The organism is Pseudomonas sp. SB113, assembly GCF_040754745.1.
Lineage (GTDB): Bacteria > Pseudomonadota > Gammaproteobacteria > Pseudomonadales > Pseudomonadaceae > Aquipseudomonas > Aquipseudomonas grimontii.
The window spans coordinates 468349-491438 of record NZ_JBFMHW010000001.1 but is presented as its reverse complement, the minus strand read 5'-3'; the positions used below and the strand labels follow the sequence as shown (position 1 = coordinate 491438).

Below are 23090 nucleotides of genomic sequence, written 5' to 3'. Positions count from 1 at the left end.
CATGGACTCATCAATCAATGCACTCTCACGCCGCAGCTTGTTGCGCGGCTCGGTCACGTTGGGGTTGACCGCGCTGGTCAGCGGCCTGGTGCCCTGGCAGTCGGTTATGGCGGCCGCTCAGTCGGACGCCGACTTTGCGGCCCTGTCGCAGTTTCTGGTCAGTCGTCCGGTCAACGCGGTTCTGGCGGCTCGTTACTACGCGGCCCTGGATAAACGTGCGCCGAACTTTTCGGCCCATGTGATCGCCCTCAAGCAGTTGATCGCCGAACGTGGCCTCAAGCATGTCGATGATTACCTGGCGCTGGCCGATGCCGATCCGTCGTTGAAGATAACGGCTACCAGCATCATTTCGGCCTGGTATCTGGGCATCGTCGGCGAGCCGGCCGACGCGGAACTCGTCAGCTACAGCGAAGCGCTGATGTACCGACCCACTCACGGCACTCTCATCATCCCCACTTACGGTGGCGGCCCGGACTCATGGGGCCCCAAACCTAAAGCGCCACAGGATTTCAAACTATGAGCAAGGCTGATTTCGATGCCGACGTAGTCATCATCGGCTCCGGTGTCATGGGCGGGCTGATTGCCACCGGCTTGGCCAAGGCGAACAAGTCGGTGATCGTTCTTGAGGCCGGCCCTCGGGTCAATCGCCGCGATGTGGTGGAAACCTTTCGCAATGCGCCGGTCAAGCTGTCACTGGCCAACGCCAAACTGCAGGGCGCAGGTTCGCCGTACCCGAGCCTGCCCCACGCGCCGTCGACCTATGGCGATTACCTGCAGCAGGTCGGCCCGGTCAAATACAACACCTCGTATTTGCGGGTGGTGGGTGGCACCACCTGGCACTTCGGCTCATCGTTATGGCGCATGTTGCCGAACGATTTTCGCCTGAAATCGTTGTATGGCCAGGGCCGCGACTGGCCGATCAGCTATGACGAGCTGGAACCGTTCTACGCCCGCGCCGAAACTGAGCTGGGCGTCTCCGGCGTCGACGGCCAGGACGAGAGCGGGCAGGGCGGTGAGGCTTACCCGCCGCGTTCGATCCCGTACCCGATGGAAGGCCTCAAGCCCAGCTATATGTTCACGCGCCTTTCGGAAATGCTCGGCAAGGGCGGCTATAACCCGATCCTGGAGCCCAACGGCCGCGCGACCCGCCCGTACGGCAAGCGACCGCCGTGCGCCGGCAATAACAACTGCAACCCGGTGTGCCCGATTGCCGCCAAGTACGACGGCTCGATGCACATCGACGAGGCCGAGCGTCATGGCGCCAAGGTTCTGGAAAACTCGGTGGTGTATAAGATCGAGGCGGGGGAGGACGGCAAGATCACTGCTGTCTGGTACATGCGCCCCGACAAGTCGACCCACAAGCTGACGGCGCGTTATTTCGTGTTGGCCGCCTATGGCATCGAATCGCCGAAGCTGTTGCTGATGTCGACCTCCGACAAATACCCTAATGGCATTGCTAACTCGTCCGACCAGGTGGGCCGCAACCTGATGGACCACACTGGCATCAGCATGAACGTCATGACCAAGGAAGACATGTGGCCCGGAGAGGGCCCCACGCAACTACTGGTGTACCTGAACAGTCGCGACGGTGCGTTCCGCAAGGACTACCCCGGCTACAAGATCAAGGTCCGCAACACCGTGCCGACGTCGCAAATCACTTCCAACCTGATCGCCAAGGGCGTGCTGGGTTCCAAGCTGGATGAGCAGATTCGCCTGCAGTCCGCACGCTCACTCAACTGGGCGGTGGACTTCGAGACCTTGCCGCTGCCGGAAAACCGCGTCACCCCGAGCAAGACCAAGTTCGATGCCATAGGCCTGCCGGTACCGGAGATCTATTACAGCGTTCCAGCCTATTGGCATGCCGGTAAAGAGAAGGCCCTGGAGGACTTCAAGCAGTTCGCCAAGCTGCTGGATGCGGATATCCTCAGTACGGACGTCGGTTTCCAGAACCGTCAGCACATCATGGGCACGACCATCATGGGTGATGACCCGAAGGACTCGGTGGTTGACCGGGATTGTCGCAGCCATGATCACGCGAACCTGTTTATTGCGGGCACCAGCGTGATGCCGTCGTCATCCTGCGTGAACCCGACGCTGACCGGTGCCGCCTTGAGCATTCGTATCGCCGACGTGCTGGTGAGTGAAGTCTGAGTCACCAGGCCGCTCGATAAAAAAGCCCCCTGACGCCAATGGCGCAGGGGGCTTTTTTTGTACGGGATTTACATCAGTCGATGTATTCGAACACTTTCACAATCTTCTGTACGCCCGAGACGCCCTGCACCAGGTTGGCTGCACGCGTGGCTTCGGCCTGGGTCAGCAGGCCCATCAGGTAGACGATACCGTTATCGGTGACGACTTTGATTCGCGAGCCGGGGATGGCGTTGTCGGTCAGCATCTGCGCCTTGATCTTGGTTGTCAGCAGGGCATCGTTGCTGATGGCCAACAGGGTGATCGGGTCCATGACCTGCAATTCGTTGTGGACCTTCTTGACCCGTTGTACGGCCGAGGCGGCTTGTTCTGCTTGGGCCTTGAGGTCGGCGCGCGGCGTTTGGCCGGCGAGCAGTACCACGCCGTTGAAGCTGGTCACGACAATGCGCGACGCGCCGTTGCCCAGGTCCGTGGCGGCTTTGGCGATGTTGACTTCGACCTTGGTTTCGATCAACGAGTCGTCGATCTTGCTACCGAAGGTACGGGTGCCCTTGTCATCCTGAATAGGGGTGTCACGTGTCGCAGTGATTGCCGTGCTGCAGCCACTGATGCCGAGGCACAGCGTAATGGCCAAAAGGCCGAGGCGGTTAACGGTCATTCTTCACTCCCAAACAGTTGGCTGTCGATCAGATCGCACAGGCAGTGGATCGCCAGCAGGTGGACTTCCTGAATACGTGCGGTGACATTGGCCGGGACGCGAATCTCCACATCTTCGGGCAGCAGCAGCGAGGCCATGCCGCCGCCGTCGCGTCCGGTCAATGCTACGACAATCATTTCGCGATCATGTGCGGCCTGGATCGCTTGAATAATATTCGCCGAGTTGCCGCTGGTGGAAATCGCCAAGAGCACATCGCCTGGTTGGCCCAGGGCGCGGATCTGCTTGGAGAAAATTTCGTTGTAGCTGTAGTCGTTGGCGATCGAGGTGATCGTTGACGAATCGGTGGTCAAGGCGATGGCCGGCAGGCTCGGGCGCTCACGCTCGAAGCGGTTGAGCAGCTCGGACGAAAAATGCTGGGCATCGCCGGCCGAACCGCCGTTGCCGCACGAAAGCATTTTGCCCTCGTTGAGCAAGGCATTGACCATGACCTGACTGGCTTGCTCGATGTGCGGTGCAAGTACGTCCATCGCCTGTTGCTTGGTGTCGATGCTGGCCTGGAAAAGCTGGCGAATTCGGGATTGCATGTCCATCTGTGTGACCTTAAGTAGCGCGGCTGTTTGGCACAGAAATGTGCAGCCCGCAAAGCAAAGAGCAAAAGTGTGTGATGAAGGTGTCCGGGGAATCAGCTGTCAAAGGCATTTTGCAGCCAGTTCAGATCAACTTGACCAGACGGTGTGCTTTCCATGGCAACCACATCGAAACGGCAGGGGGCGTCGGCCCAGCGATGCTCTTTTTGCAGGAAAAACTGCGCAGCGAGTATCAGCTTCTGACGCTTGCGCCCGTCGATACTGGCGAGCGCGCCACCCCATTGTGCGTGTTTTCTGTAGCGGACTTCGACGAATACTACTGTATCGCCGTCAAGCATGACCAGATCAAGCTCGCCGCGTTTACACAACCAGTTCTGCGCCAGAAGGCGCAGACCCTGTTGTTGCAAGTGTTTCAGTGCTTTAAGTTCGGCATCCTTGCCGCTTTGTGCAGTAGACCGCTCCTGCATCAGCGCGGGGTGTCCGGCAGGCGTTGGATCTCGCCACCGACGAACTTCGCCCATGGCATCTGACGATCGACGCGCTGGTTGGTGCTGATGCCCAGGTTGCCCGAGAGGCCGTCAACCCGTGTATCCGGCAGTGCCTTGAGCTGGCCAAGGCGCGGCGCCAGGCGGTAGGCGTCAACGCCCATCGCATACAGGCGGCCAAGGCTGCCGTTGGCTTGCGGCCACTGTGCCGCAACCTGGTTACGCAGCGGGTCGGTGGTGTTGAGCAGCCAAGGGGTTTCGCAGAACATCACGTTGGTCATGTCCAGGTACTGGTTCTTGTCACCGCTGGCGCTGAACACGTGGGACGTGGCGTACACCGGCACATCACCGGCGTACTGGAAGTTCAGGGTCGGCTTGATCTGTTGTGCCAGTTGCGGGGTGACGGCCAGGAAGATGAACTCGATGTCCTGGCGGCGCGACGGTTGTGCCGCTACGTCAGTACCGACGGTGCTTTGCAGGCTCTTGGCGCGACCTTCGCTTTTACGCAGTTGGAACAGGTCGGCGATTTGCTGTGCAAGGGCGACCGGCTGGTCGACATACTCGACACCGACAACCGTGCCACCGTTGGCCTCCCAATCCTGGCGGAAAGCCCGGTAGACACGCTCGCCCCATTCGCCACGGGGCACCATGGCAGCGGCGCGATGCAGGCCGTCGGCACGGGCGCGGCGCGACACTTCGCGGGCTTCGTCTTCAGCGGCGAGGCCGAACTGGAACAGTTGCGGCGGGCTCTGGTCGGTCTCGCTGTAGTTCAGCGCGAGGGTAGTGATCGGCAATTGAGGGCGGGCGCTGAGTTGTTTGACCAGTGGCTTCTCCAGCGGGCCAACCACCAGTTGCACGCCGGCGGCCTGGGCCTTGGCATAGAAGTCGTCGATGGAGGTCAGGCGCGAACTGTCGTAGAACTCAATGACCGGTGGCTTCTGCCCGGCTTGTTCAGCCTGGTAGTGGGCGGCCATGAAACCTTCGCGCAGCGCCTTGCCGACGGAGGCCAGTGGGCCTTCCTGCGGCAGCAGCAGGGCGATCTTGTTCAAGGGCTGGCTGGCCAGTTCCTTGAGCTTGGTCAGCGGTGTTGGCAGTTGCACGGCGGCCGGGTGGCCCGGGTTCTGTGCGCGCCAGGTGTCGATAGCGGCCTGTTGTTGCTCGAGCGTACCGGCGCCCTTGACCGCCTGGGCCAGGGTGATCCAGCCGTCCAGGGTCGGGTTGCCGCTGGCTTGCAGTTGTTCTGCCGGCAGTGCGGCGATCAAGATCCAGATGGCTTCGTGATTGCTTTTAGCGGCATCGCCGCTGAGCAGTGGCGCCATGGCAACGCGCTCGCGAGCAGCGGCCAGGGTCTGGCCATCGGCTTCATAAGCGCGGGCGTGTACGGTACCGGTGCGGATCTGCTGTTCGGTCGGCAGCTCCTTCAGGCTTTGCAGGCTCGGATGGTTCAGCGCGGTCAACGCGGCCTTGGGCTGGTTGCGCGTCATGGCCAATTCGGCCGCCAGGGTGCTGGCAAAGACTTGTGCGGCTGGCTTTAGAACATCCAGGGACACTTGCGCAAGAATCTGCGACGAGCGGCCAGGGTTGTTCTGGTGGTAGGCCATGTCTGCCGCACTCAGGCGCAGCAATGCGGCCTTTTCCGGCGTCTTGGCGGTAGTGGCCTGTTCGAGCAGTTGCTCGATACTGGCATCCGGGGTCCGTGGAAGTTCGCCAAGGCTGGACGAGGGCGAGCTGGCGCAAGCCGCCAGTAAGGCAGCGAGGCAGAGGGCGGAGAGCAGCCGCAGGCAAGCGATCATGTAAGTGTTCCTGATACCGATCAAATTAGCGTGGAATTGTACCCAAGCACTGGCCCAGGCGCGATGTTACTGGCGTGAAACCTTTGATTTAGATCGTGCAAATGTTGCTGTTGGCAATTGATGGCAGAAAAGGCATCGGCCGTGATGGCATATTTTCAAGGCGCCTACGCGCTACAATATGGCTTTTGCCAACCATCGAGGTGTGCGCTTTGACTGCTCCAGGTCCTTTGAATTCCACTGCAGGCTCGCTTTTTGTCGTGGCGACGCCCATTGGCAACCTGGACGACATCAGTGCTCGGGCATTGAAAGTGTTGCGCGAGGTTAAATTGATCGCGGCCGAAGACACACGGCACTCCCAACGGTTGATGCAGCATTTTGGTATCAGCACGCCATTGGCGGCCTGTCATGAGCACAACGAGCGCGAAGAAGGCAGTCGCTTTATTGTCCGCCTGCTGGCCGGTGACGATGTAGCGCTGATCTCCGATGCGGGTACGCCGCTGATCTCCGATCCGGGTTACCACCTGGTTCGCCAGGCGCGGGCTGCTGGTATCAATGTAGTGCCTGTTCCGGGGGCGTGCGCGCTCATAGCAGCATTGTCGGCGGCGGGCCTGCCATCGGATCGCTTTATCTTCGAAGGTTTCCTGCCTGCCAAGGCGGTGGGGCGTCGCGCGCGGCTCCAGGCGGTAAAGGAAGAGCCGCGTACCCTGATCTTCTACGAAGCCCCGCACCGTATCCTTGAATGTCTGCAGGACATGGAGCTGGTGTTTGGTGGTGAGCGTCTTGCGTTGCTGGCGCGTGAACTGACCAAGACGTTCGAAACCCTCAAGGGCTTGCCGCTGGAAGACCTGCGGGCGTTTGTCGAAGGCGACAGCAATCAGCAGCGTGGAGAGTGCGTGGTGCTGGTGGCGGGTTGGACGGCGCCGGAGGCGGAAGACGCGGTCGGCAGCGAGGCCATGCGTATCCTCGACCTGCTGCTCAAGGAGATGCCCCTCAAGCGCGCTGCGGCGTTGGCGGCGGAAATTACCGGTGTGCGCAAGAATGTGTTGTATCAAGTCGCGCTGGATAAACAGAAAGCCGAATAGTTCCGGGGTTAAACCGGTATTCCGTCCGAACGTGATGGCAATGCTGCACTTTTAATACTTGTCCTGAGGCCGCCGTGCCGTTAACCTGCGCGGCGGAGAGTCGATTGGACAGTCGCTGCCTTCTATGAAAATTAGGGGGGGGAGGAAAGTCCGGGCTCCATAGGGCGAAGTGCCAGGTAATGCCTGGGAGGCGTGAGCCTACGGAAAGTGCCACAGAAAATAACCGCCTAAGCACTTCGGTGCCGGTAAGGGTGAAAAGGTGCGGTAAGAGCGCACCGCACGACTGGCAACAGTTCGTGGCTAGGTAAACCCCACTTGGAGCAAGACCAAATAGGGTCCCAAGGCGTGGCCCGCGCTGGGACCGGGTAGGTTGCTAAAGATGTCCAGTGATGGCCATCGTAGACGAATGACTGTTCAAGACAGAACCCGGCTTACAGATCGACTCTCCACCTTTTTTCTTCTGTCCGAATCTCGGGCAGAAAACCGGTAGTAACGCAAGAATCCCTCCCTGCCGAATCATTGGCAGATGCATCTTCGTAATACCAAAAAAATCTTACTCTTAATAAATTACTTTAACTTTGAGCTCTAGCTCTTTGAGCTATTTGTGCTTGTCGAGCCAAAAACACTGCCGAACTCTGGTTTCTCCTCCTTTTACGCTCCTAAATCTCCGATCTGTAAGGCTTTTCCTTGAATCCGCGCCTTGACGGTGTGGTGGGCGCATTCCTATAGTGTGCGCAAGTGGCGGAAAGTGGCACAAAGTGGGTTTTTTGAACGTAAAACGCTAAAATTTGGAGAAACGCATCTGTGTTTCGCGGAGCTAACGCTATCAGTCTCGATGCAAAAGGCCGTCTCGCCATGCCGAGCCGGTATCGTGACGAGCTGATTTCGCGAAGTTCCGGACAGTTGATCATCACCATTGATGCCGTTGACCCTTGTTTATGTGTTTACCCCCTCGATGAGTGGGAGTTGATTGAGACCAAGTTGCGTGCCCTGCCTTCATTGCGTGAAGAAAACCGCCGTCTGCAGCGTTTGCTGATTGGTAATGCCGTCGACCTCGAGCTCGATGGCAGTGGTCGTTTCCTGGTGCCACCGCGTTTGCGCGAGTACGCCAAGCTGGATAAGCGCGCAATGCTGGTCGGCCAACTGAACAAGTTCCAATTGTGGGACGAAGATGCCTGGGATGCTGTTTCTGCAGCTGACCTGGCTGCTATTCAACAACCGGGCGCCATGCCTGATGAACTGCGTGATTTGATCCTGTGACTATTGATAGCGGCTTTAACCACATCACCGTACTGCTTGACGAAGCCGTTGAGGCTCTCGCCGTACGCGCGGATGGCTGCTATTTGGACGGCACCTTTGGCAGGGGCGGGCATAGCCGGTTGATACTCAGCCAGCTCGGGTCCGACGGCAAGCTCCTCGGGTTCGACAAAGACCCCCAAGCGATTGCCACCGGGCAAGCGCTAGCGGCCGAAGACGGCCGCTTTGTCGTTGTGCAGCGCAGCTTTGCCGAGCTGGGTGCCGAAGTCGCCGAGCGCGGCATGGCGGGCAAGGTGGCCGGGGTTTTGCTCGACCTGGGCGTGTCATCGCCGCAGCTCGATGACCCGGAGCGCGGCTTCAGCTTCATGAATGATGGCCCCCTCGACATGCGCATGGACCCGACCCGTGGCGTCAGTGCCGCGCAGTTCATTGCCACCGCGCCGGTGGAAGAAATCGCCCGCGTGTTAAAAGAATACGGTGAAGAACGCTTCGCCGGCCGCATGGCCCGTGCCGTGGTCGAGCGCCGCGAAATCCAGCCGTTCGAACGCACTGCCGACCTGGCTGAAGTGCTGAAAGTCGCCAACCCTGCTTGGGAAAAAGGCAAGAACCCGGCGACCCGTGCGTTCCAGGGCTTGCGTATTCATGTCAACAACGAATTGGGTGACCTGGAGGCTGGCCTTGAGGCTGCCCTCGAGGCGCTGGAAGTGGGCGGTCGCCTGGTGGTGATCAGCTTCCACTCCTTGGAAGACCGCATCGTCAAGCTGTTCATGCGCCGTCTGGTCAAGGGGGAGTCCGACAACCTGCCGCGCAACCTTCCGGTACGTTTCGAAGCCTTTGTGCCGAAAATCAAAATCCATGGCAAAGCGCAGTTCGCTTCCGAAGCCGAACTCAAGGCCAACCCTCGTTCCCGTAGCGCCGTCATGCGCGTCGCGGAGAAGTTGCGGTGAGCAAGCTTTTCGCCAAGCCCCTCCCGGGCGGCAGCTTCTTTATGTTGCTGCTGTTTGTCGGCGTGCTCGTGTCCGCAATTGCGGTGTCCTACAGTGCCCACTACAACCGCCAACTGCTCAATACCCTCTATGGGGAATTGAGCGTGCGTGACAAAGCGCAGGCGGAGTGGGGCCGGTTGATCCTCGAGCAAAGCACCTGGACGGCCCATAGCCGCATCGAAGTGCTGGCCACCGAACAGCTGAAAATGCACATCCCTGGCGCGGCCGAAGTTCGCATGGTGGCGCCATGATGAAGCTCGAAGGCGCACTCTACCCATGGCGCTTCCGCCTGATGCTCGGTTTGCTGGCATTGATGGTGGGGGCGATTGCCTGGCGGATCATCGACCTGCAAGTGGTCGACCGTGACTTCCTGATCGGCCAGGGGGATGCCCGTAGCCTGCGTCATATCCCGATTCCTGCGCACCGCGGCCTGATCACTGACCGTAACGGCGAGCCGTTGGCGGTGAGTACGCCGGTGACCACCCTGTGGGCCAACGCCAAGGAATTGCAGGTTGCCAAGGACAAGTGGCCACAACTGGCTGCCGCCCTCGGCCAGGACCCAAAAGCCTTGGCTGAGCGCCTTGAAGCCCAGGCAAATAAAGAATTTATCTACCTCGTTCGCGGCCTTACTCCCGAGCAAGGCCAGCAGGTGCTCGACCTTAAAGTCCCCGGTGTCTACGGCATCGAGGAATTCCGTCGTTTCTACCCGGCCGGTGAAACCACTGCCCATATGGTCGGCTTTACCGACATCGATGATCACGGTCGTGAAGGCGTGGAACTCGCCTACGATGAATGGCTCGCCGGGGTTCCCGGCAAACGACAAGTCATCAAGGATCGGCGCGGCAGACTGATCAAGGATGTCCAGGTCACCAAAAACGCCAAGGCCGGTAAGCCCTTGGCGTTGTCGATTGACCTGCGCCTGCAATACCTGGCCAACCGCGAGCTGCGTAACGCGATCATCGAGAACGGCGCCAAGGCTGGCAGCCTGGTGATCATGGACGTGAAGACCGGCGAGATTCTCGCCATGGTCAACCAGCCGACCTACAACCCGAATAACCGTCGCAACCTGCAACCGGCGATGATGCGTAACCGCGCAATGATCGACGTGTTCGAGCCGGGTTCGACCATGAAAGCTATCTCCATGAGTGCCGCCCTGGAAACCGGACGCTGGAAGCCCAGCGACAAGGTCGAGGTGTATCCGGGTACTTTGCAACTGGGCAAATACACCATCCGTGACGTGTCCCGTACTGAAGGCCCGGTGTTGGATTTGACAGGTATCCTGATCAACTCCAGTAACGTGGGCATGAGTAAGGTCGCCTTCGATATCGGCGGCGAAACCATCTATCACCTGGCGCAGAAGATCGGCCTGGGGCAACCCACCGGCCTGGACTTTCCGGGTGAGCGCGTCGGCAACCTGCCCAACTACCGCGACTGGAAAAAAGCCGAGACTGCCACGCTTTCCTACGGCTATGGCCTATCGGTGACCGCGATCCAACTGGCCCATGCCTTCTCCGTGCTGGCCAATAACGGCCGCATGGTGCCGCTCAGCCTGATCCACGTCGACGAGGCGCCGAAAGCTACCCAGGTGATCCCGGAAAACGTCGCCAAGACCATGCAAGGCATGCTGCAACAAGTGATCGAAGCTCCGCGTGGGGTATTCCGTGCCCAGGTGCCGGCGTATCACGTGGCTGGCAAGTCCGGTACCGCACGTAAAACGTCGGTCGGCACCAAGGGCTATGCCGAAAACTCCTACCGCTCGCTGTTCGCCGGCTTCGGCCCGATGAGCGACCCGCGCTACGCCATCGTCGTTGTGATTGATGAGCCGAGCAAAGCCGGTTACTTCGGTGGCCTGGTATCGGCGCCGGTGTTCAGCAAAGTGATGTCCGGCACCCTGCGCCTGATGAACATCACGCCGGATAACCTGCCGCCGACGCAACAAGCGAATGCCGGACCACCGGCCGCTGCAGTAAAAGCCAATGGAGGGCGCGGCTGATGTCTCTAAGCCTGAACAAGATTTTTGCCCACGCCGGCCGCGATCTGCTGATTCGCGAGTTGACCCTGGACAGCCGTAACGTGCGCGCTGGCGACCTGTTCCTGGCGGTGCCGGGCGGCAAGTACGATGGCCGTGCGCACATCGCCGACGCGTTGCAGCGCGGCGCGGCTGCCGTGGCTTATGAGGTGGAAGGCGCCACCGTGCTGCCGATCACCGACGTGCCGCTGATTCCGGTCAAGGGTTTGGCCAAGCAGCTGTCCGATATTGCCGGGCGCTTTTATGGCGACCCGAGCCGCCACCTCAACCTGGTGGGCGTGACGGGCACCAATGGCAAGACCAGCGTGACCCAATTGGTCGCCCAGGCCCTCGACCTGCTGGGCCAGCACTGCGGCATCGTCGGCACCCTGGGCACCGGTTTTTACGGCGCGCTGCAAAGCGGCCTGCACACCACGCCGAACCCTATCGCCGTGCAAGCGACCCTGGCCGACCTGAAGAAGGCCGGTGCCAAGGCGGTTGCCATGGAAGTATCGTCCCACGGCCTGGACCAGGGCCGCGTCACCGCCCTGGCCTTTGATGTAGCGGTGATGACCAACCTGTCCCGCGATCACCTGGATTATCACGGCACCATGGAGGCGTATGCCGCCGCCAAGGCCAAGCTGTTTGCCTGGAATGACCTCAAGTGCCGGGTGGTCAACCTGGACGACGCCTTTGGTCGCCAATTGGCTGCGCAAGACAGCGAAGCGCGCCTGATCACCTACAGCCTGGAAGACTCCAGCGCGTACCTGTATTGCCGTGAAGCCCAATTCAATGATGAAGGCGTGCGCGCTACGCTGGTGACGCCTCAGGGCGAGCACCACTTGCGCAGCACCCTGCTCGGGCGTTTCAACCTGAGCAACGTCCTCGCCGCCATCGGCGCGTTGCTCGGCCTGGATTACGCCCTCGACGAAATCCTCAAGGTACTGCCGAAGCTGGACGGCCCGGCCGGTCGCATGCAGCGCCTGGGCGGCGGTACTCAACCGCTGGTGGTGGTCGATTACGCCCATACGCCGGACGCCCTGGAAAAAGTCCTCGAAGCCCTGCGCCCTCACGCCAAGGGTAAATTGCTTTGCCTGTTCGGCTGCGGTGGTGATCGTGATCGCGGCAAGCGTCCGTTGATGGCCGAGATCGTCGAGCGCTTGGCCGATGGTGTGCTCGTGACCGACGACAACCCGCGCAGCGAAAACCCGAGCCGGATTTTCGAGGACATTCGCACCGGCTTCAAAGACGCGTCCAAGGCCACCTTCGTCGCCGGTCGCGGCGCTGCAATCGCCCAGTTGATCGCCAGTGCCAGCGCTGACGACGTGGTCGTGCTGGCCGGTAAGGGGCATGAGGATTACCAGGAAATCAATGGCGAACGTCATGCGTTCTCCGATCTGGTCGAGGCCGATCACGCCTTGACCGCCTGGGAGGTTGCCCATGCTTAAGGCGATGACGTTCAGCGAACTGACCCAAGCCTTGTCGGCCCGCGTACTGTCGAGCGATTGCAGCTTCAGCGGCGTGAGCATCGACAGCCGGGCGATTAAACCGGGGCAACTGTTTGTCGCCCTGGCCGGCCCGCGTTTCGACGGTCACGACTACCTCAACGAAGTCGCCGCCAAAGGTGCCGTAGGTGCCTTGGTACAGCGCGAAGTGGCCGATTCCACCTTGCCGCAACTGCTGGTCGCCGATACCCGCCTGGCCCTCGGCCAACTGGGGGCGCTGAACCGCGCCGCTTTCGATAAGCCCGTTGCCGCCATCACCGGCTCCAGCGGCAAGACCACGGTCAAGGAACTGCTCGCCGGTGTCCTGCGTACGCGCGGCCCCGTGTTGGCGACCCGTGGCAACCTGAACAATGATTTCGGCGCTCCGCTGACCCTGCTCGAACTGGCCCCGGAACACACGGCGGCGGTGATCGAACTGGGGGCTTCGCGCATCGGCGAAATCGCCTACACCGTGGCGCTGACCAAGCCCCACGTTGCGATTATCAACAACGCCGGTACTGCCCACGTTGGCGAGTTCGGCGGCCCGGAAAAGATCGTCGAAGCCAAGGGCGAGATCCTTGAGGGCCTCGATGCATCGGGCACCGCAGTCTTGAATCTGGACGACAAGGCCTTCGAGACCTGGCGTGTACGCGCCGCCGGTCGCAAGGTCCTGACGTTTGCCGTGCTTAACGCAGCGGCTGATTTCCATGCATCCAACATCACCGTCGATGCCCGTGGCTGCCCGTCCTTCACCTTGCATACCCCGCAAGGTGACGAACACGTGCAACTGAATTTGTTGGGCAACCATAACGTCGCCAATGCTTTGGCCGCCGCCGCTGCCGCCCATGCCTTGGGCGTGTCGCTGTTCGGTATCGCCACAGGCCTGGGCGCGGTGCAACCGGTCAAGGGCCGTACCGTGGCGCAGTTGGCAACCAACGGCATGCGTGTGATTGATGACACCTACAACGCCAACCCATCTTCCGTTAATGCCGCTGTAGACCTGCTCAAGGGTTTTGACGGTCGCAAGGTGCTGGTACTGGGTGATATCGGCGAATTGGGCGACTGGGCTGAACAAGGCCACCGCGAAGTCGGCGCCTATGCCGCAGGCAAAGTCGACGCCCTCTACGCCGTTGGCGCGAACATGGCCCATGCCGTGGCTGCCTTCGGCCAAGGTGCGCGACATTTCGCCACCCAGGCCGAGCTGATCCAGGCGCTGGGCGTGGCAGAACAAGACAAACACACAACCATTTTGATCAAGGGATCGCGCAGCGCGGTGATGGAAAACGTCGTCGCGGCCTTGTGTGGCTCAAGTACGGAGAAACATTAATGCTGCTGCTGCTGGCTGAGTATCTGCAACAGTTCCACAAAGGCTTCGCGGTCTTTCAGTACCTGACCCTGCGCGGGATCCTGGGTGTGCTGACTGCGCTGTCTTTGTCGCTGTTTTTGGGGCCGTGGATGATCCGCACCCTGCAGAACCTGCAAATTGGTCAATCGGTTCGTAATGACGGCCCGCAGTCGCACCTGTCTAAGTCCGGCACCCCGACCATGGGCGGCGCGCTGATCCTGTCGTCCATCGGTATCAGCACCTTGCTGTGGGCCGACCTGCACAACCGCTACGTGTGGGTGGTGTTGCTGGTGACCCTGCTGTTCGGCGCCATCGGCTGGGTCGATGACTACCGCAAAGTGATCGAGAAAAACTCCAAGGGGCTGCCAAGCCGCTGGAAGTATTTCTGGCAGTCGGTGTTCGGCCTTGCCGCCGCGATCTTCCTGTACACCACTGCGCCAAGCGCGGTGGAAACCACCTTGATCATCCCGATGCTCAAGGACGCCAGTATTCCACTGGGCATCGGCTTCGTGGTGCTGACTTACTTCGTGATCGTCGGCTCCAGCAACGCGGTGAACCTGACCGACGGCCTCGACGGCCTCGCGATCATGCCGACGGTGATGGTAGGCGGCGCGCTGGGCATCTTCTGCTACCTGTCGGGTAACGTGAAATTCGCTGAGTACCTGCTGATCCCCTACGTGCCGGGCGCGGGTGAGCTGATCGTGTTCTGCGGCGCATTGATCGGTGCTGGCCTGGGCTTCCTGTGGTTCAACACCTACCCCGCACAAGTCTTCATGGGTGACGTCGGCGCACTGGCGCTGGGCGCGGCCCTGGGCACCATCGCGGTGATCGTTCGCCAGGAAATCGTGTTGTTCATCATGGGCGGTGTGTTCGTGATGGAAACCCTGTCGGTGGTCATCCAGGTGGCGTCCTTCAAGTTGACCGGGCGCCGCGTGTTCCGCATGGCGCCGATTCACCACCACTTTGAACTCAAGGGCTGGCCTGAGCCGCGTGTGATTGTCCGTTTCTGGATCATCACCGTGATTCTGGTACTGGTCGGCCTTGCCACCCTGAAACTGAGGTAGAAACGAGTGTCCCTGATCGCTTCAGACCACTTCCGCATCGTTGTCGGCCTCGGCAAGAGCGGCATGTCCCTGGTTCGCTTCCTGGCGAACCGGGGCACGTCGTTTGCCGTGGCCGATACGCGGGAAAATCCACCGGAGCTGGTCACGCTGCGCCGTGACTACCCGCACGTGGAAGTGCGTTGTGGCGAGCTGGATGTCGAGTTTCTGTGCCGCGCCGATGAGCTCTACGTGAGCCCGGGCCTGGCCCTGGCGACACCGGCCCTGCAAGCCGCAGCGGCCCGTGGCGTGAAGCTGTCCGGCGACATCGACCTGTTCGCGCGTAATGCGAAGGCGCCGATCGTGGCCATCAGCGGTTCCAACGCGAAAAGCACCGTGACCACCCTGGTCGGCGAGATGGCGATAGCGGCCGGCAAGCGCGTGGCCGTGGGCGGTAACCTCGGCACGCCGGCGCTGGACCTGCTCAGCGACGACATCGAGCTGTACGTGATGGAGCTGTCGAGCTTCCAGCTGGAAACCACCCACGACCTGGGCGCTGAAGTGGCCACCGTGTTGAACGTCAGCGAAGACCACATGGACCGCTACAGCGGCCTGCCGGCCTACCACCTGGCCAAGCACCGGATCTTCCGCGGCGCCAAGCAATTTGTGGTCAACCGCCAGGATGCACTGAGCCGTCCGCTGATGGGCGAGGGCATGCCATGCTGGACTTTCGGCCTGAGCAAACCCGACTTCAAGGCCTTCGGCATTCGTGAAGAGAACGGCGAGAAATACCTGGCCTTCGAATTCCAGAACCTGATGCCGGTGCGCGAGCTGAAAATCCGTGGCGCGCACAACCAGTCCAACGCCCTGGCGGCGTTGGCGCTCGGCCACGCAGTTGGTTTGCCATTTGATGCGATGCTCTCAAGCCTGCGCACGTTCGGCGGCCTTGAGCACCGCTGCCAGTGGGTGCGCGACCTCAATGGCGTCAGCTATTACAACGACTCCAAGGCCACCAACGTGGGGGCTGCCCTGGCTGCTATCGAAGGCCTGGGTGCCGATATCGAAGGCAAACTGGTGCTGATCGCCGGTGGCGACGGCAAGGGTGCCGATTTCAAAGACCTCAAGGCACCGGTGGCTGCGCATTGCCGCGCCGTGGTGTTGATGGGCCGCGATTCCGATTTGATCGCCGCCGCGCTGGGCGACGCCGTGCCACAGGTGCGTGCCACCTCCCTGGACGACGCCATCGTCCAGTGCAAAGCCCTGGCCCAGCCAGGCGATGCGGTACTGCTGTCGCCGGCGTGCGCCAGTTTCGACATGTTCAAGAACTACGAAGAGCGCGGCCAGTTGTTCGCCCGCGCCGTGGAGGGCTTGGCATGAGCATTGATTTCAGAAACATCATCAAGCCATACCCGTCGCCGATCATTACCGGGCGTGGCATCGATCTTGATTTCCCGATGCTCGCCGGTTGCCTCGCGCTGCTGGGCCTGGGCCTTGTGATGATCACCTCGGCCTCTTCCGAAGTGGCCGCCGTGCAGTCGGGCAACACCCTGTACATGATGATCCGTCACCTGGTGTACCTGATCATCGGCTTGGGCACGTGCATCGTGACCATGATGATCCCCATCGCCACCTGGCAACGCCTGGGTTGGCTGATGCTGATCGGCGCGTTCGGCTTGCTGATCATGGTGATCCTGCCCGGCATCGGCCGCGAGGTGAACGGCTCGATGCGCTGGATCGGCTTCGGCGCGTTCAACGTGCAGCCGTCGGAAATCGCCAAGGTGTTCGTGGTGATCTACCTGGCCGGTTACCTGGTGCGTCGCCAGAAAGAAGTGCGCGAAAGCTGGATGGGCTTCTTCAAGCCATTCATCGTGCTGCTGCCCATGGCCGGCCTGTTGCTGATGGAACCCGACTTCGGCGCCACCGTCGTGATGATGGGCGCGGCGGCGGCGATGCTGTTCCTCGGCGGCGTGGGCTTGTTCCGCTTCAGCCTGATGGTAGTGCTGGCGGTGGCTGCGGTGACCATCCTGGTACAGGCGCAACCCTACCGGATGGCGCGTCTGATCACCTTTACCGACCCCTGGTCCGACCAGTTCGGCTCCGGCTACCAATTGACCCAGGCATTGATCGCCTTCGGTCGCGGCGAATGGCTGGGCGTGGGCCTGGGCAACAGCGTGCAGAAGCAGTTCTACCTGCCGGAAGCGCACACCGACTTCGTGTTCTCCGTACTCGCCGAAGAACTCGGCGTGGTCGGCTCGCTGTGCACCGTCGCGCTGTTCGTGTTCGTGTGTGTACGCGGCATGTACATCGGCTTGTGGGCCGAGAGGGCCAAACAGTATTTCGCCGCTTACGTGGCGTACGGCTTGTCGTTCCTGTGGATCGGCCAGTTCCTGATCAACATCGGGGTGAACGTCGGCCTGCTGCCGACCAAGGGCCTGACCTTGCCGTTCCTCAGTTACGGCGGCAGTTCGTTGGTGATCTGCTGCGCCTGTCTTGGCTTGTTGCTGCGCATCGAGTGGGAGAGTCGAACCCACCTGGGCAGCGAAGAGATGGAGTTCAGCGAGAGCGACTTCGCCGAGGAGCCGACCCATGGGCGCTAACGTGCTGATCATGGCCGGCGGCACCGGGGGGCATGTGTTCCCTGCCCTGGCGTGCGCGCGGGAATTCCAGAACCGTGGCTACACCGTGCACTGGCTGGGTACTCCGCGCGGCATCGAAAACGAACTGGTGCCGAATGCCGGCTTGTCGTTGCATCTGATCAACGTCACGGGCCTGCGCGGCAAGGGCAAATTGTCCCTGCTCAAGGCACCGTTCGTATTGCTCAAGGCGGTGTGGCAGGCGCGCAAGGTCATCCGTGAATTGCAGCCGGTGTGTGTGCTCGGCTTCGGTGGTTATGTAACCGGCCCGGGTGGCGTCGCCGCCAGGCTTGCTGGCGTGCCGGTGATCGTGCACGAGCAGAACGCCGTGGCCGGTACCGCCAACCGTTTGCTGGTGCCGTTGGCTGCACGGGTGTGTGAAGCGTTTCCCAACACCTTCAGTGTGTCGGATAAGCGCCGTACCACCGGCAACCCGGTGCGTACCGAGCTGTTTATGGACATTGCCCGCGAAGCACTGGCGGGGCGCAAGGCGCACCTGCTGATCCTGGGCGGAAGCCTGGGCGCCGAGCCGCTGAATAAATTGCTGCCGCAAGCCGTGGCGCAACTCCCTGTGGAATTGCGCCCGGAGATCTTCCACCAGGCCGGCAAGAACCACGATGAAGTCACCGCCACGCGTTATCGCGAGGCCGGTGTGGAGGCCAATGTGCAGCCCTTCATCAAAGACATGGCCCATGCCTATGGCTGGGCCGACCTGGTGGTCTGTCGCGCTGGTGCGCTGACCGTCAGTGAACTGGCCGCCGCCGGTCTGCCGTCCTTGCTGGTGCCTTTGCCCCATGCCATCGACGATCACCAGACCCGCAACGCCGAATATTTGGCCGGGGAGGGCGCTGCCTTCCTGCTGCCGCAAAGAACGACTGGCGCCGCCGATTTGGCCGCACGCCTGACCGAGGTTTTGATGCAACCGGAACGACTCAACAACATGGCGAGCACCGCAAGCCGCCTGGCCAAACCTGACGCAACCCGCACCGTGGTCGATATCTGCCTGGAGGTGGCCCATGGTTGAGAATCAGAAAGCCATGCCACAACCGGAAATGCGCCGCATCCGTCGCATCCACTTCGTCGGTATCGGCGGCGTGGGCATGTGCGGTATCGCCGAAGTGTTACTGAACCTGGGCTATCAGGTGTCCGGCTCGGACTTGAAAGAGTCGCCGGTCACCGAGCGCCTGAAGTCCTTTGGCGCGCAGATCTTTATCGGCCACCGCGCCGAGAACGCCGCCGAAGCTGACGTGCTGGTGGTGTCCAGCGCCGTGAACACCTCCAACCCGGAAGTGGCCACTGCCCTCGAGCGGCGCATTCCCGTGGTGCCACGCGCCGAGATGCTCGCCGAGCTGATGCGCTATCGCCACGGCATCGCCGTTGCCGGTACCCATGGCAAGACCACCACCACCAGCCTGATCGCTTCGGTGTTCGCCGCCGGTGGCCTGGACCCGACCTTCGTGATCGGTGGCCGCCTGAATGCAGCCGGTACCAATGCCCAGCTCGGTACCAGCCGTTACCTGATCGCCGAAGCCGATGAAAGCGACGCCAGCTTCCTGCACCTGCAGCCGCTGGTCGCCGTCGTCACCAACATCGATGAAGATCACATGGCCACCTACGACGGTGACTTCAACAAGTTGAAGAAAACCTTCGTCGAGTTCCTGCACAACCTGCCGTTCTACGGTTTGGCCGTGGTGTGCCTGGACGATCCGGTGGTGCGTGAAATTCTGCCGCAGGTCAAGCGCCCGACCGTGACCTACGGCTTCAGCGAAGACGCCGATGTGCGCGCGATCAATGTGCGCCAGGAAGGCATGCAGACCTACTTCACCGTGCTGCGTCCCGACCGTGAGCCGCTGGATGTGTCGGTGAACATGCCGGGCAACCACAACGTATTGAACTCCCTGGCGACCATCTGCATCGCCTCCGATGAAGGCGTCAGCGATGAAGCCATCGTCGAGGGCCTGTCGCGCTTTGCCGGTGTCGGCCGTCGCTTCCAGGTCTACGGCCAACTGCCGGTAGAAGGCGGTGACGTGATGCTGGTGGACGATTACGGTCACCACCCGACCGAAGTCGCTGCGGTGATCAAGGCCGTACGCGGTGGCTGGCCGGAGCGTCGCCTGGTGATGATTTACCAGCCGCACCGCTACAGCCGCACCCGCGATTTGTACGACGATTTCGTCAATGTATTGGCCGATGCCAACGTGCTGCTGCTGATGGAAGTCTATCCGGCCGGTGAAGAACCGATCCCGGGCGCCGACAGCCGCAAGCTGTGCAACAGCATTCGCCAGCGCGGCCAGTTGGACCCGATCTACATCGAGCGCGGTGTGGACCTGGCGCCGATCGTCAAGCCGCTGTTGCGCGCCGGCGACATCCTGCTGTGCCAGGGTGCCGGTGATATCGGTGGCCTTGCCCCTAAACTATTGGCGAGCCCGCTGTTTGCCGCCGAGAAGGGGAAGTCGAAATGACCACCGACTACGGCTCCCTGTTCTCCACCCTCACGCCTGCCGACTTCGGCCGCGTGGCCGTGCTGTTTGGCGGCAAGAGCGCCGAGCGCGAAGTGTCGCTCAAGTCCGGTAATGCCGTGCTCGAAGCGCTGCAAAGTGCCGGTGTGAATGCGTTCGGGATCGACGTGGGCGATGACTTCCTCGCCCGCCTGCAGGCCGAGAAGATCGACCGTGCCTTCATCATCCTGCACGGCCGTGGCGGCGAAGACGGCAGCATGCAGGGCCTGTTGGAGTGCGCCGGCATTCCTTACACCGGCAGCGGCATCCTCGCGTCGGCGCTGGCCATGGACAAGTTGCGCACCAAGCAGGTGTGGCACAGCCTGGGTATTCCAACCCCGCGTCACAGCGTTCTGTGCAGCGAAGACGATTGTATTTCTGCAGCCAAGGAACTGGGCCTGCCTTTGATCGTCAAACCTGCCCATGAAGGCTCCAGTATCGGCATGGCTAAAGTGAACTCGGCCGCCGAATTGATCGACGCATGGAAAGCGGCAAGTACCTACGATTCGCAAGTGTTGGTGGAACAGTGGATCCAGGGTCCCGAGTACACCATCGCCACCCTGCGTGGCCAGGTATTGCCGCCTATCGCCTTGGGCACGCCCCACACCTTTTACGACTACGACGCCAAGTACGTGGCCTCCGATACCCAGTACCGGATCCCGTGCGGCCTGGACGCAACCAAAGAACAGGAATTGATGGACCTCACGGCGAAAGCCTGTGAGGCGTTGGGTATTGCCGGTTGGGCACGGGCAGACGTGATGCAGGATGACCAAGGGAATTTCTGGTTCCTGGAAGTCAACACTGCGCCGGGTATGACCGACCACAGCCTGGTACCTATGGCCGCTCGCGCAGCCGGCCTGGATTTCCAGCAGTTGGTGCTGGCAATTCTTGCCGCCAGCATTGAGCCAAGAGGCTAAGGACATGAAAGGCGCATCGCTTCGTCATCAGCCCCCACAAGCACCGAGCCGCAAGCCGGTGCCACGGGGTGCCAGTCGAATGGTGGCTAAAGAGCCGATGTCGGCGCGCCTGCCGAAAGCCAACTTTGGTTTCCTCAAGGCGCTGTACTGGCCGGTGTTGCTGGTGGTGCTGGGCTTTGGCACTTACGAAGGTGCACAGCGTCTATTGCCGTATGCCGACCGGCCGATCACCAAGATCAGCGTGCAGGGCGACTTGAGCTACATCAGTCAGCAAGCGGTTCAGCAGCGCATCGGCCCGTACCTGGCGGCGAGCTTCTTCACCATCGACCTGGCCGGTATGCGCCGGGAGCTGGAGCAGATGCCGTGGATCGCCCACGCCGAAGTCCGCCGTGTGTGGCCGGACCAGGTGACGATCCGCCTGGAAGAACAACTGCCCGTGGCCCGTTGGGGTGATGAGGCGCTGTTGAACAACCAGGGCCAGGCGTTCACCCCGCGTGAGCTGGCTAACTACGAGCACCTGCCGCAGTTGTTCGGGCCGCAGCGGGCGCAGCAGCAAGTGATGCAGCAGTACCAGGCCTTGAGCCAGATGCTGCGGCCAATGGGCTTCTCCATTGCACGCCTGGAATTGCGTGAACGGGGGAGCTGGTTTTTGACGACCGGGGCAGGCAGTTCCGGCCCGGGCATCCAGTTGTTGCTTGGACGCGACCGCTTGGTGGAAAAGATGCGCCGCTTCATCGCCATCTATGACAAGACCTTGAAAGAACAGATTACGAACATTGCGAGCGTCGACCTGCGTTACGCCAACGGCCTTGCCGTCGGCTGGCGTGAACCGGCTGCGCCCACGGCAGCGCAACCCGCTGTCGCGAAGAATTAAGAAGAGGCAGGACCCATGGCAAACGTGCAAAGCGGCAAAATGATCGTCGGTCTCGATATCGGCACCTCCAAGGTGGTGGCGCTGGTGGGCGAGGTCGGGGAAGACGGCACGATCGAAATCGTCGGTATTGGCACGCATCCGTCCCGGGGCCTGAAGAAGGGCGTGGTGGTCAACATCGAGTCCACCGTGCAATCGATCCAGCGCGCCATCGAAGAAGCGCAGCTGATGGCCGGTTGCCGGATTCACTCGGCGTTCGTCGGCGTGGCCGGTAACCATATCCGCAGCCTGAACTCCCACGGCATCGTGGCGATCCGCGACCGTGAAGTCAGCGCGGCCGACCTTGAACGCGTCCTCGACGCCGCCCAGGCCGTGGCGATCCCGGCTGACCAGCGCGTGCTGCACACCCTGCCGCAGGACTATGTGATCGATAACCAGGAAGGCGTTCGCGAGCCCCTGGGCATGTCGGGCGTACGTCTGGAAGCCAAGGTCCACGTGGTGACCTGTGCCGTCAACGCCGCACAGAACATTGAAAAATGCGTGCGCCGCTGCGGGCTGGAAATCGACGACATCATTCTCGAGCAGCTTGCCTCCGCGTATTCGGTACTGACCGACGACGAAAAAGAACTGGGCGTGTGCCTGGTGGACATCGGCGGCGGCACCACCGACATCGCGATCTTCACCGAGGGTGCGATCCGTCACACCGCCGTGATCCCGATTGCCGGCGACCAGGTGACCAACGACATCGCCATGGCGCTGCGTACGCCGACCCAGTACGCCGAAGAAATCAAGATCCGCTACGCCTGCGCCCTGGCCAAGTTGGCCGGTGCCGGCGAGACCATCAAGGTGCCGAGCGTGGGCGACCGTCCACCGCGCGAGCTGTCGCGCCAGGCCCTCGCCGAAGTGGTCGAACCGCGCTACGACGAGCTGTTCACCCTGATCCAGGCTGAACTGCGCCGCAGCGGCTACGAAGATTTGATCCCGGCCGGCATCGTGCTGACCGGTGGCACCTCGAAGATGGAAGGCGCGGTCGAACTGGCCGAGGAAATCTTCCACATGCCCGTACGCCTGGGTGTTCCCCATGGCGTGAAAGGCTTGGGCGACGTGGTGCGCAACCCGATTTATTCCACCGGTGTGGGCTTGCTGTTGTACGGGCTGCAAAAGCAGACCGACGGCATTTCCCTGTCGGGCCCGAGCAACCGTGACAGCTACCGCAGCGACGACGAGGCCAAGGCGCCGTTGTTCGAGCGGCTGCAGGCTTGGGTTAAAGGCAATTTCTAAAGATTTACCGCAACACC

At 61.4% G+C, this 23090-nt stretch carries 21 protein-coding genes and 1 other RNA gene; 18 read left to right on the top strand and 4 right to left on the bottom strand.

Annotated features, from left to right (window positions below; genetic code table 11):
* Window position 1 precedes the first annotated feature (1 nt).
* The gene (locus tag AB1462_RS02270; RefSeq protein WP_259192272.1) at window positions 2–520 is read left to right on the top strand and encodes a sorbitol dehydrogenase family protein; all 519 of its coding nucleotides are present in this window, start codon (window positions 2–4) and stop codon (window positions 518–520) included.
* Window positions 517–2151, top strand: a complete 1635-nt coding sequence (locus AB1462_RS02265; protein WP_259192270.1) for a GMC family oxidoreductase — start codon at window positions 517–519, stop codon at window positions 2149–2151. Before AB1462_RS02270 ends, AB1462_RS02265 begins: the two co-directional genes overlap by 4 nt.
* 73 nt (window positions 2152–2224) lie before the next feature.
* Here the strand turns inward: AB1462_RS02265 and AB1462_RS02260 are convergent, their stop codons facing one another.
* The 4 genes from AB1462_RS02260 to AB1462_RS02245 all read right to left on the bottom strand — a co-directional run bounded on the left by AB1462_RS02260 (window position 2225) and on the right by AB1462_RS02245 (window position 5671).
* Window positions 2225–2806, bottom strand: a complete 582-nt coding sequence (locus AB1462_RS02260; RefSeq protein WP_027604770.1) for a BON domain-containing protein — start codon at window positions 2804–2806, stop codon at window positions 2225–2227.
* Window positions 2803–3396, bottom strand: coding sequence for a phosphoheptose isomerase (locus tag AB1462_RS02255; RefSeq protein ID WP_007904374.1), 594 nt, complete (start codon window positions 3394–3396; stop codon window positions 2803–2805). Before AB1462_RS02255 ends, AB1462_RS02260 begins: the two co-directional genes overlap by 4 nt.
* Window positions 3397–3488: 92 nt before the next feature.
* Complete coding sequence (locus AB1462_RS02250; RefSeq protein WP_367246084.1) at window positions 3489–3860, bottom strand: YraN family protein; 372 nt, start codon at window positions 3858–3860, stop codon at window positions 3489–3491.
* Window positions 3860–5671: a penicillin-binding protein activator gene (locus AB1462_RS02245; protein WP_090409323.1), complete on the bottom strand. Its 1812-nt coding sequence runs from the start codon at window positions 5669–5671 to the stop codon at window positions 3860–3862. Before AB1462_RS02245 ends, AB1462_RS02250 begins: the two co-directional genes overlap by 1 nt.
* A 209-nt stretch (window positions 5672–5880) precedes the next feature.
* Between AB1462_RS02245 and rsmI the strand changes: the two genes are divergently transcribed.
* The 16 genes from rsmI (at window position 5881) to ftsA (ending at window position 23073) form a co-directional block, all read left to right on the top strand.
* A complete protein-coding gene (rsmI, locus tag AB1462_RS02240; protein WP_090409320.1) occupies window positions 5881–6753 on the top strand; it encodes a 16S rRNA (cytidine(1402)-2'-O)-methyltransferase in 873 nt (290 codons plus the stop codon).
* Window positions 6754–6849: 96 nt separating this feature from the next.
* Window positions 6850–7203, top strand: an RNA gene (gene rnpB, locus AB1462_RS02235) — RNase P RNA component class A.
* 354 nt (window positions 7204–7557) lie between these two features.
* On the top strand, window positions 7558–8013 hold the full coding sequence (mraZ, locus tag AB1462_RS02230) for a division/cell wall cluster transcriptional repressor MraZ (protein ID WP_003171868.1): 456 nt from the start codon (window positions 7558–7560) through the stop codon (window positions 8011–8013).
* A 2-nt stretch (window positions 8014–8015) separates the two neighbouring features.
* Window positions 8016–8957 carry a 16S rRNA (cytosine(1402)-N(4))-methyltransferase RsmH gene (rsmH, locus tag AB1462_RS02225; protein ID WP_367246116.1) on the top strand — a complete coding sequence of 314 codons (942 nt, stop codon included), beginning with the start codon at window positions 8016–8018 and terminating at the stop codon, window positions 8955–8957.
* Entirely contained in the window at window positions 8954–9247 is a 294-nt protein-coding gene (gene ftsL / locus AB1462_RS02220; protein ID WP_003216203.1) for a cell division protein FtsL, read from the top strand. The genes rsmH and ftsL overlap by 4 nt, the downstream gene beginning before the upstream one ends.
* Window positions 9247–10989: a penicillin-binding protein 2 gene (locus AB1462_RS02215; RefSeq protein ID WP_164673122.1), complete on the top strand. Its 1743-nt coding sequence runs from the start codon at window positions 9247–9249 to the stop codon at window positions 10987–10989. Before ftsL ends, AB1462_RS02215 begins: the two co-directional genes overlap by 1 nt.
* Complete coding sequence (locus AB1462_RS02210) at window positions 10989–12452, top strand: UDP-N-acetylmuramoyl-L-alanyl-D-glutamate--2,6-diaminopimelate ligase (RefSeq protein WP_367246082.1); 1464 nt, start codon at window positions 10989–10991, stop codon at window positions 12450–12452. Before AB1462_RS02215 ends, AB1462_RS02210 begins: the two co-directional genes overlap by 1 nt.
* Window positions 12445–13815 carry a UDP-N-acetylmuramoyl-tripeptide--D-alanyl-D-alanine ligase gene (gene murF / locus AB1462_RS02205; RefSeq protein ID WP_367246080.1) on the top strand — a complete coding sequence of 457 codons (1371 nt, stop codon included), beginning with the start codon at window positions 12445–12447 and terminating at the stop codon, window positions 13813–13815. Before AB1462_RS02210 ends, murF begins: the two co-directional genes overlap by 8 nt.
* Window positions 13815–14897: a phospho-N-acetylmuramoyl-pentapeptide-transferase gene (gene mraY, locus AB1462_RS02200; RefSeq protein ID WP_003171875.1), complete on the top strand. Its 1083-nt coding sequence runs from the start codon at window positions 13815–13817 to the stop codon at window positions 14895–14897. The genes murF and mraY overlap by 1 nt, the downstream gene beginning before the upstream one ends.
* Window positions 14898–14903: 6 nt before the next feature.
* Window positions 14904–16250: a UDP-N-acetylmuramoyl-L-alanine--D-glutamate ligase gene (murD, locus tag AB1462_RS02195; protein WP_315336765.1), complete on the top strand. Its 1347-nt coding sequence runs from the start codon at window positions 14904–14906 to the stop codon at window positions 16248–16250.
* Window positions 16247–17470 (top strand): putative lipid II flippase FtsW, encoded by a 1224-nt coding sequence (ftsW, locus tag AB1462_RS02190; RefSeq protein WP_053131437.1) that lies wholly within the window; start codon window positions 16247–16249, stop codon window positions 17468–17470. Before murD ends, ftsW begins: the two co-directional genes overlap by 4 nt.
* Window positions 17460–18530, top strand: coding sequence for an undecaprenyldiphospho-muramoylpentapeptide beta-N-acetylglucosaminyltransferase (murG, locus tag AB1462_RS02185; protein ID WP_090409306.1), 1071 nt, complete (start codon window positions 17460–17462; stop codon window positions 18528–18530). The genes ftsW and murG overlap by 11 nt, the downstream gene beginning before the upstream one ends.
* The gene (gene murC, locus AB1462_RS02180; protein ID WP_090409303.1) at window positions 18523–19968 is read left to right on the top strand and encodes a UDP-N-acetylmuramate--L-alanine ligase; all 1446 of its coding nucleotides are present in this window, start codon (window positions 18523–18525) and stop codon (window positions 19966–19968) included. Before murG ends, murC begins: the two co-directional genes overlap by 8 nt.
* Entirely contained in the window at window positions 19965–20921 is a 957-nt protein-coding gene (locus AB1462_RS02175; RefSeq protein WP_090409300.1) for a D-alanine--D-alanine ligase, read from the top strand. The genes murC and AB1462_RS02175 overlap by 4 nt, the downstream gene beginning before the upstream one ends.
* Before the next feature lie 4 nt (window positions 20922–20925).
* Complete coding sequence (locus tag AB1462_RS02170; RefSeq protein WP_090409297.1) at window positions 20926–21795, top strand: cell division protein FtsQ/DivIB; 870 nt, start codon at window positions 20926–20928, stop codon at window positions 21793–21795.
* A 15-nt stretch (window positions 21796–21810) separates the two neighbouring features.
* Window positions 21811–23073: a cell division protein FtsA gene (ftsA, locus tag AB1462_RS02165; protein WP_027604757.1), complete on the top strand. Its 1263-nt coding sequence runs from the start codon at window positions 21811–21813 to the stop codon at window positions 23071–23073.
* Window positions 23074–23090: the final 17 nt, after the last annotated feature.

Coding starts and splice junctions, on each gene's coding strand:
- AB1462_RS02270 (WP_259192272.1), top strand. CDS start 2: ATGGACTCATCAATCAATGCACTCTCACGCCGCAGCTTGTTGCGCGGC.
- AB1462_RS02265 (WP_259192270.1), top strand. CDS start 517: ATGAGCAAGGCTGATTTCGATGCCGACGTAGTCATCATCGGCTCCGGT.
- AB1462_RS02260 (WP_027604770.1), bottom strand. CDS start 2,806: ATGACCGTTAACCGCCTCGGCCTTTTGGCCATTACGCTGTGCCTCGGC.
- AB1462_RS02255 (WP_007904374.1), bottom strand. CDS start 3,396: ATGGACATGCAATCCCGAATTCGCCAGCTTTTCCAGGCCAGCATCGAC.
- AB1462_RS02250 (WP_367246084.1), bottom strand. CDS start 3,860: ATGCAGGAGCGGTCTACTGCACAAAGCGGCAAGGATGCCGAACTTAAA.
- AB1462_RS02245 (WP_090409323.1), bottom strand. CDS start 5,671: ATGATCGCTTGCCTGCGGCTGCTCTCCGCCCTCTGCCTCGCTGCCTTA.
- AB1462_RS02215 (WP_164673122.1), top strand. CDS start 9,247: ATGAAGCTCGAAGGCGCACTCTACCCATGGCGCTTCCGCCTGATGCTC.
- AB1462_RS02210 (WP_367246082.1), top strand. CDS start 10,989: ATGTCTCTAAGCCTGAACAAGATTTTTGCCCACGCCGGCCGCGATCTG.
- murF (WP_367246080.1), top strand. CDS start 12,445: ATGCTTAAGGCGATGACGTTCAGCGAACTGACCCAAGCCTTGTCGGCC.
- mraY (WP_003171875.1), top strand. CDS start 13,815: ATGCTGCTGCTGCTGGCTGAGTATCTGCAACAGTTCCACAAAGGCTTC.
- ftsW (WP_053131437.1), top strand. CDS start 16,247: ATGAGCATTGATTTCAGAAACATCATCAAGCCATACCCGTCGCCGATC.
- murG (WP_090409306.1), top strand. CDS start 17,460: ATGGGCGCTAACGTGCTGATCATGGCCGGCGGCACCGGGGGGCATGTG.
- murC (WP_090409303.1), top strand. CDS start 18,523: ATGGTTGAGAATCAGAAAGCCATGCCACAACCGGAAATGCGCCGCATC.
- AB1462_RS02175 (WP_090409300.1), top strand. CDS start 19,965: ATGACCACCGACTACGGCTCCCTGTTCTCCACCCTCACGCCTGCCGAC.
- AB1462_RS02170 (WP_090409297.1), top strand. CDS start 20,926: ATGAAAGGCGCATCGCTTCGTCATCAGCCCCCACAAGCACCGAGCCGC.
- ftsA (WP_027604757.1), top strand. CDS start 21,811: ATGGCAAACGTGCAAAGCGGCAAAATGATCGTCGGTCTCGATATCGGC.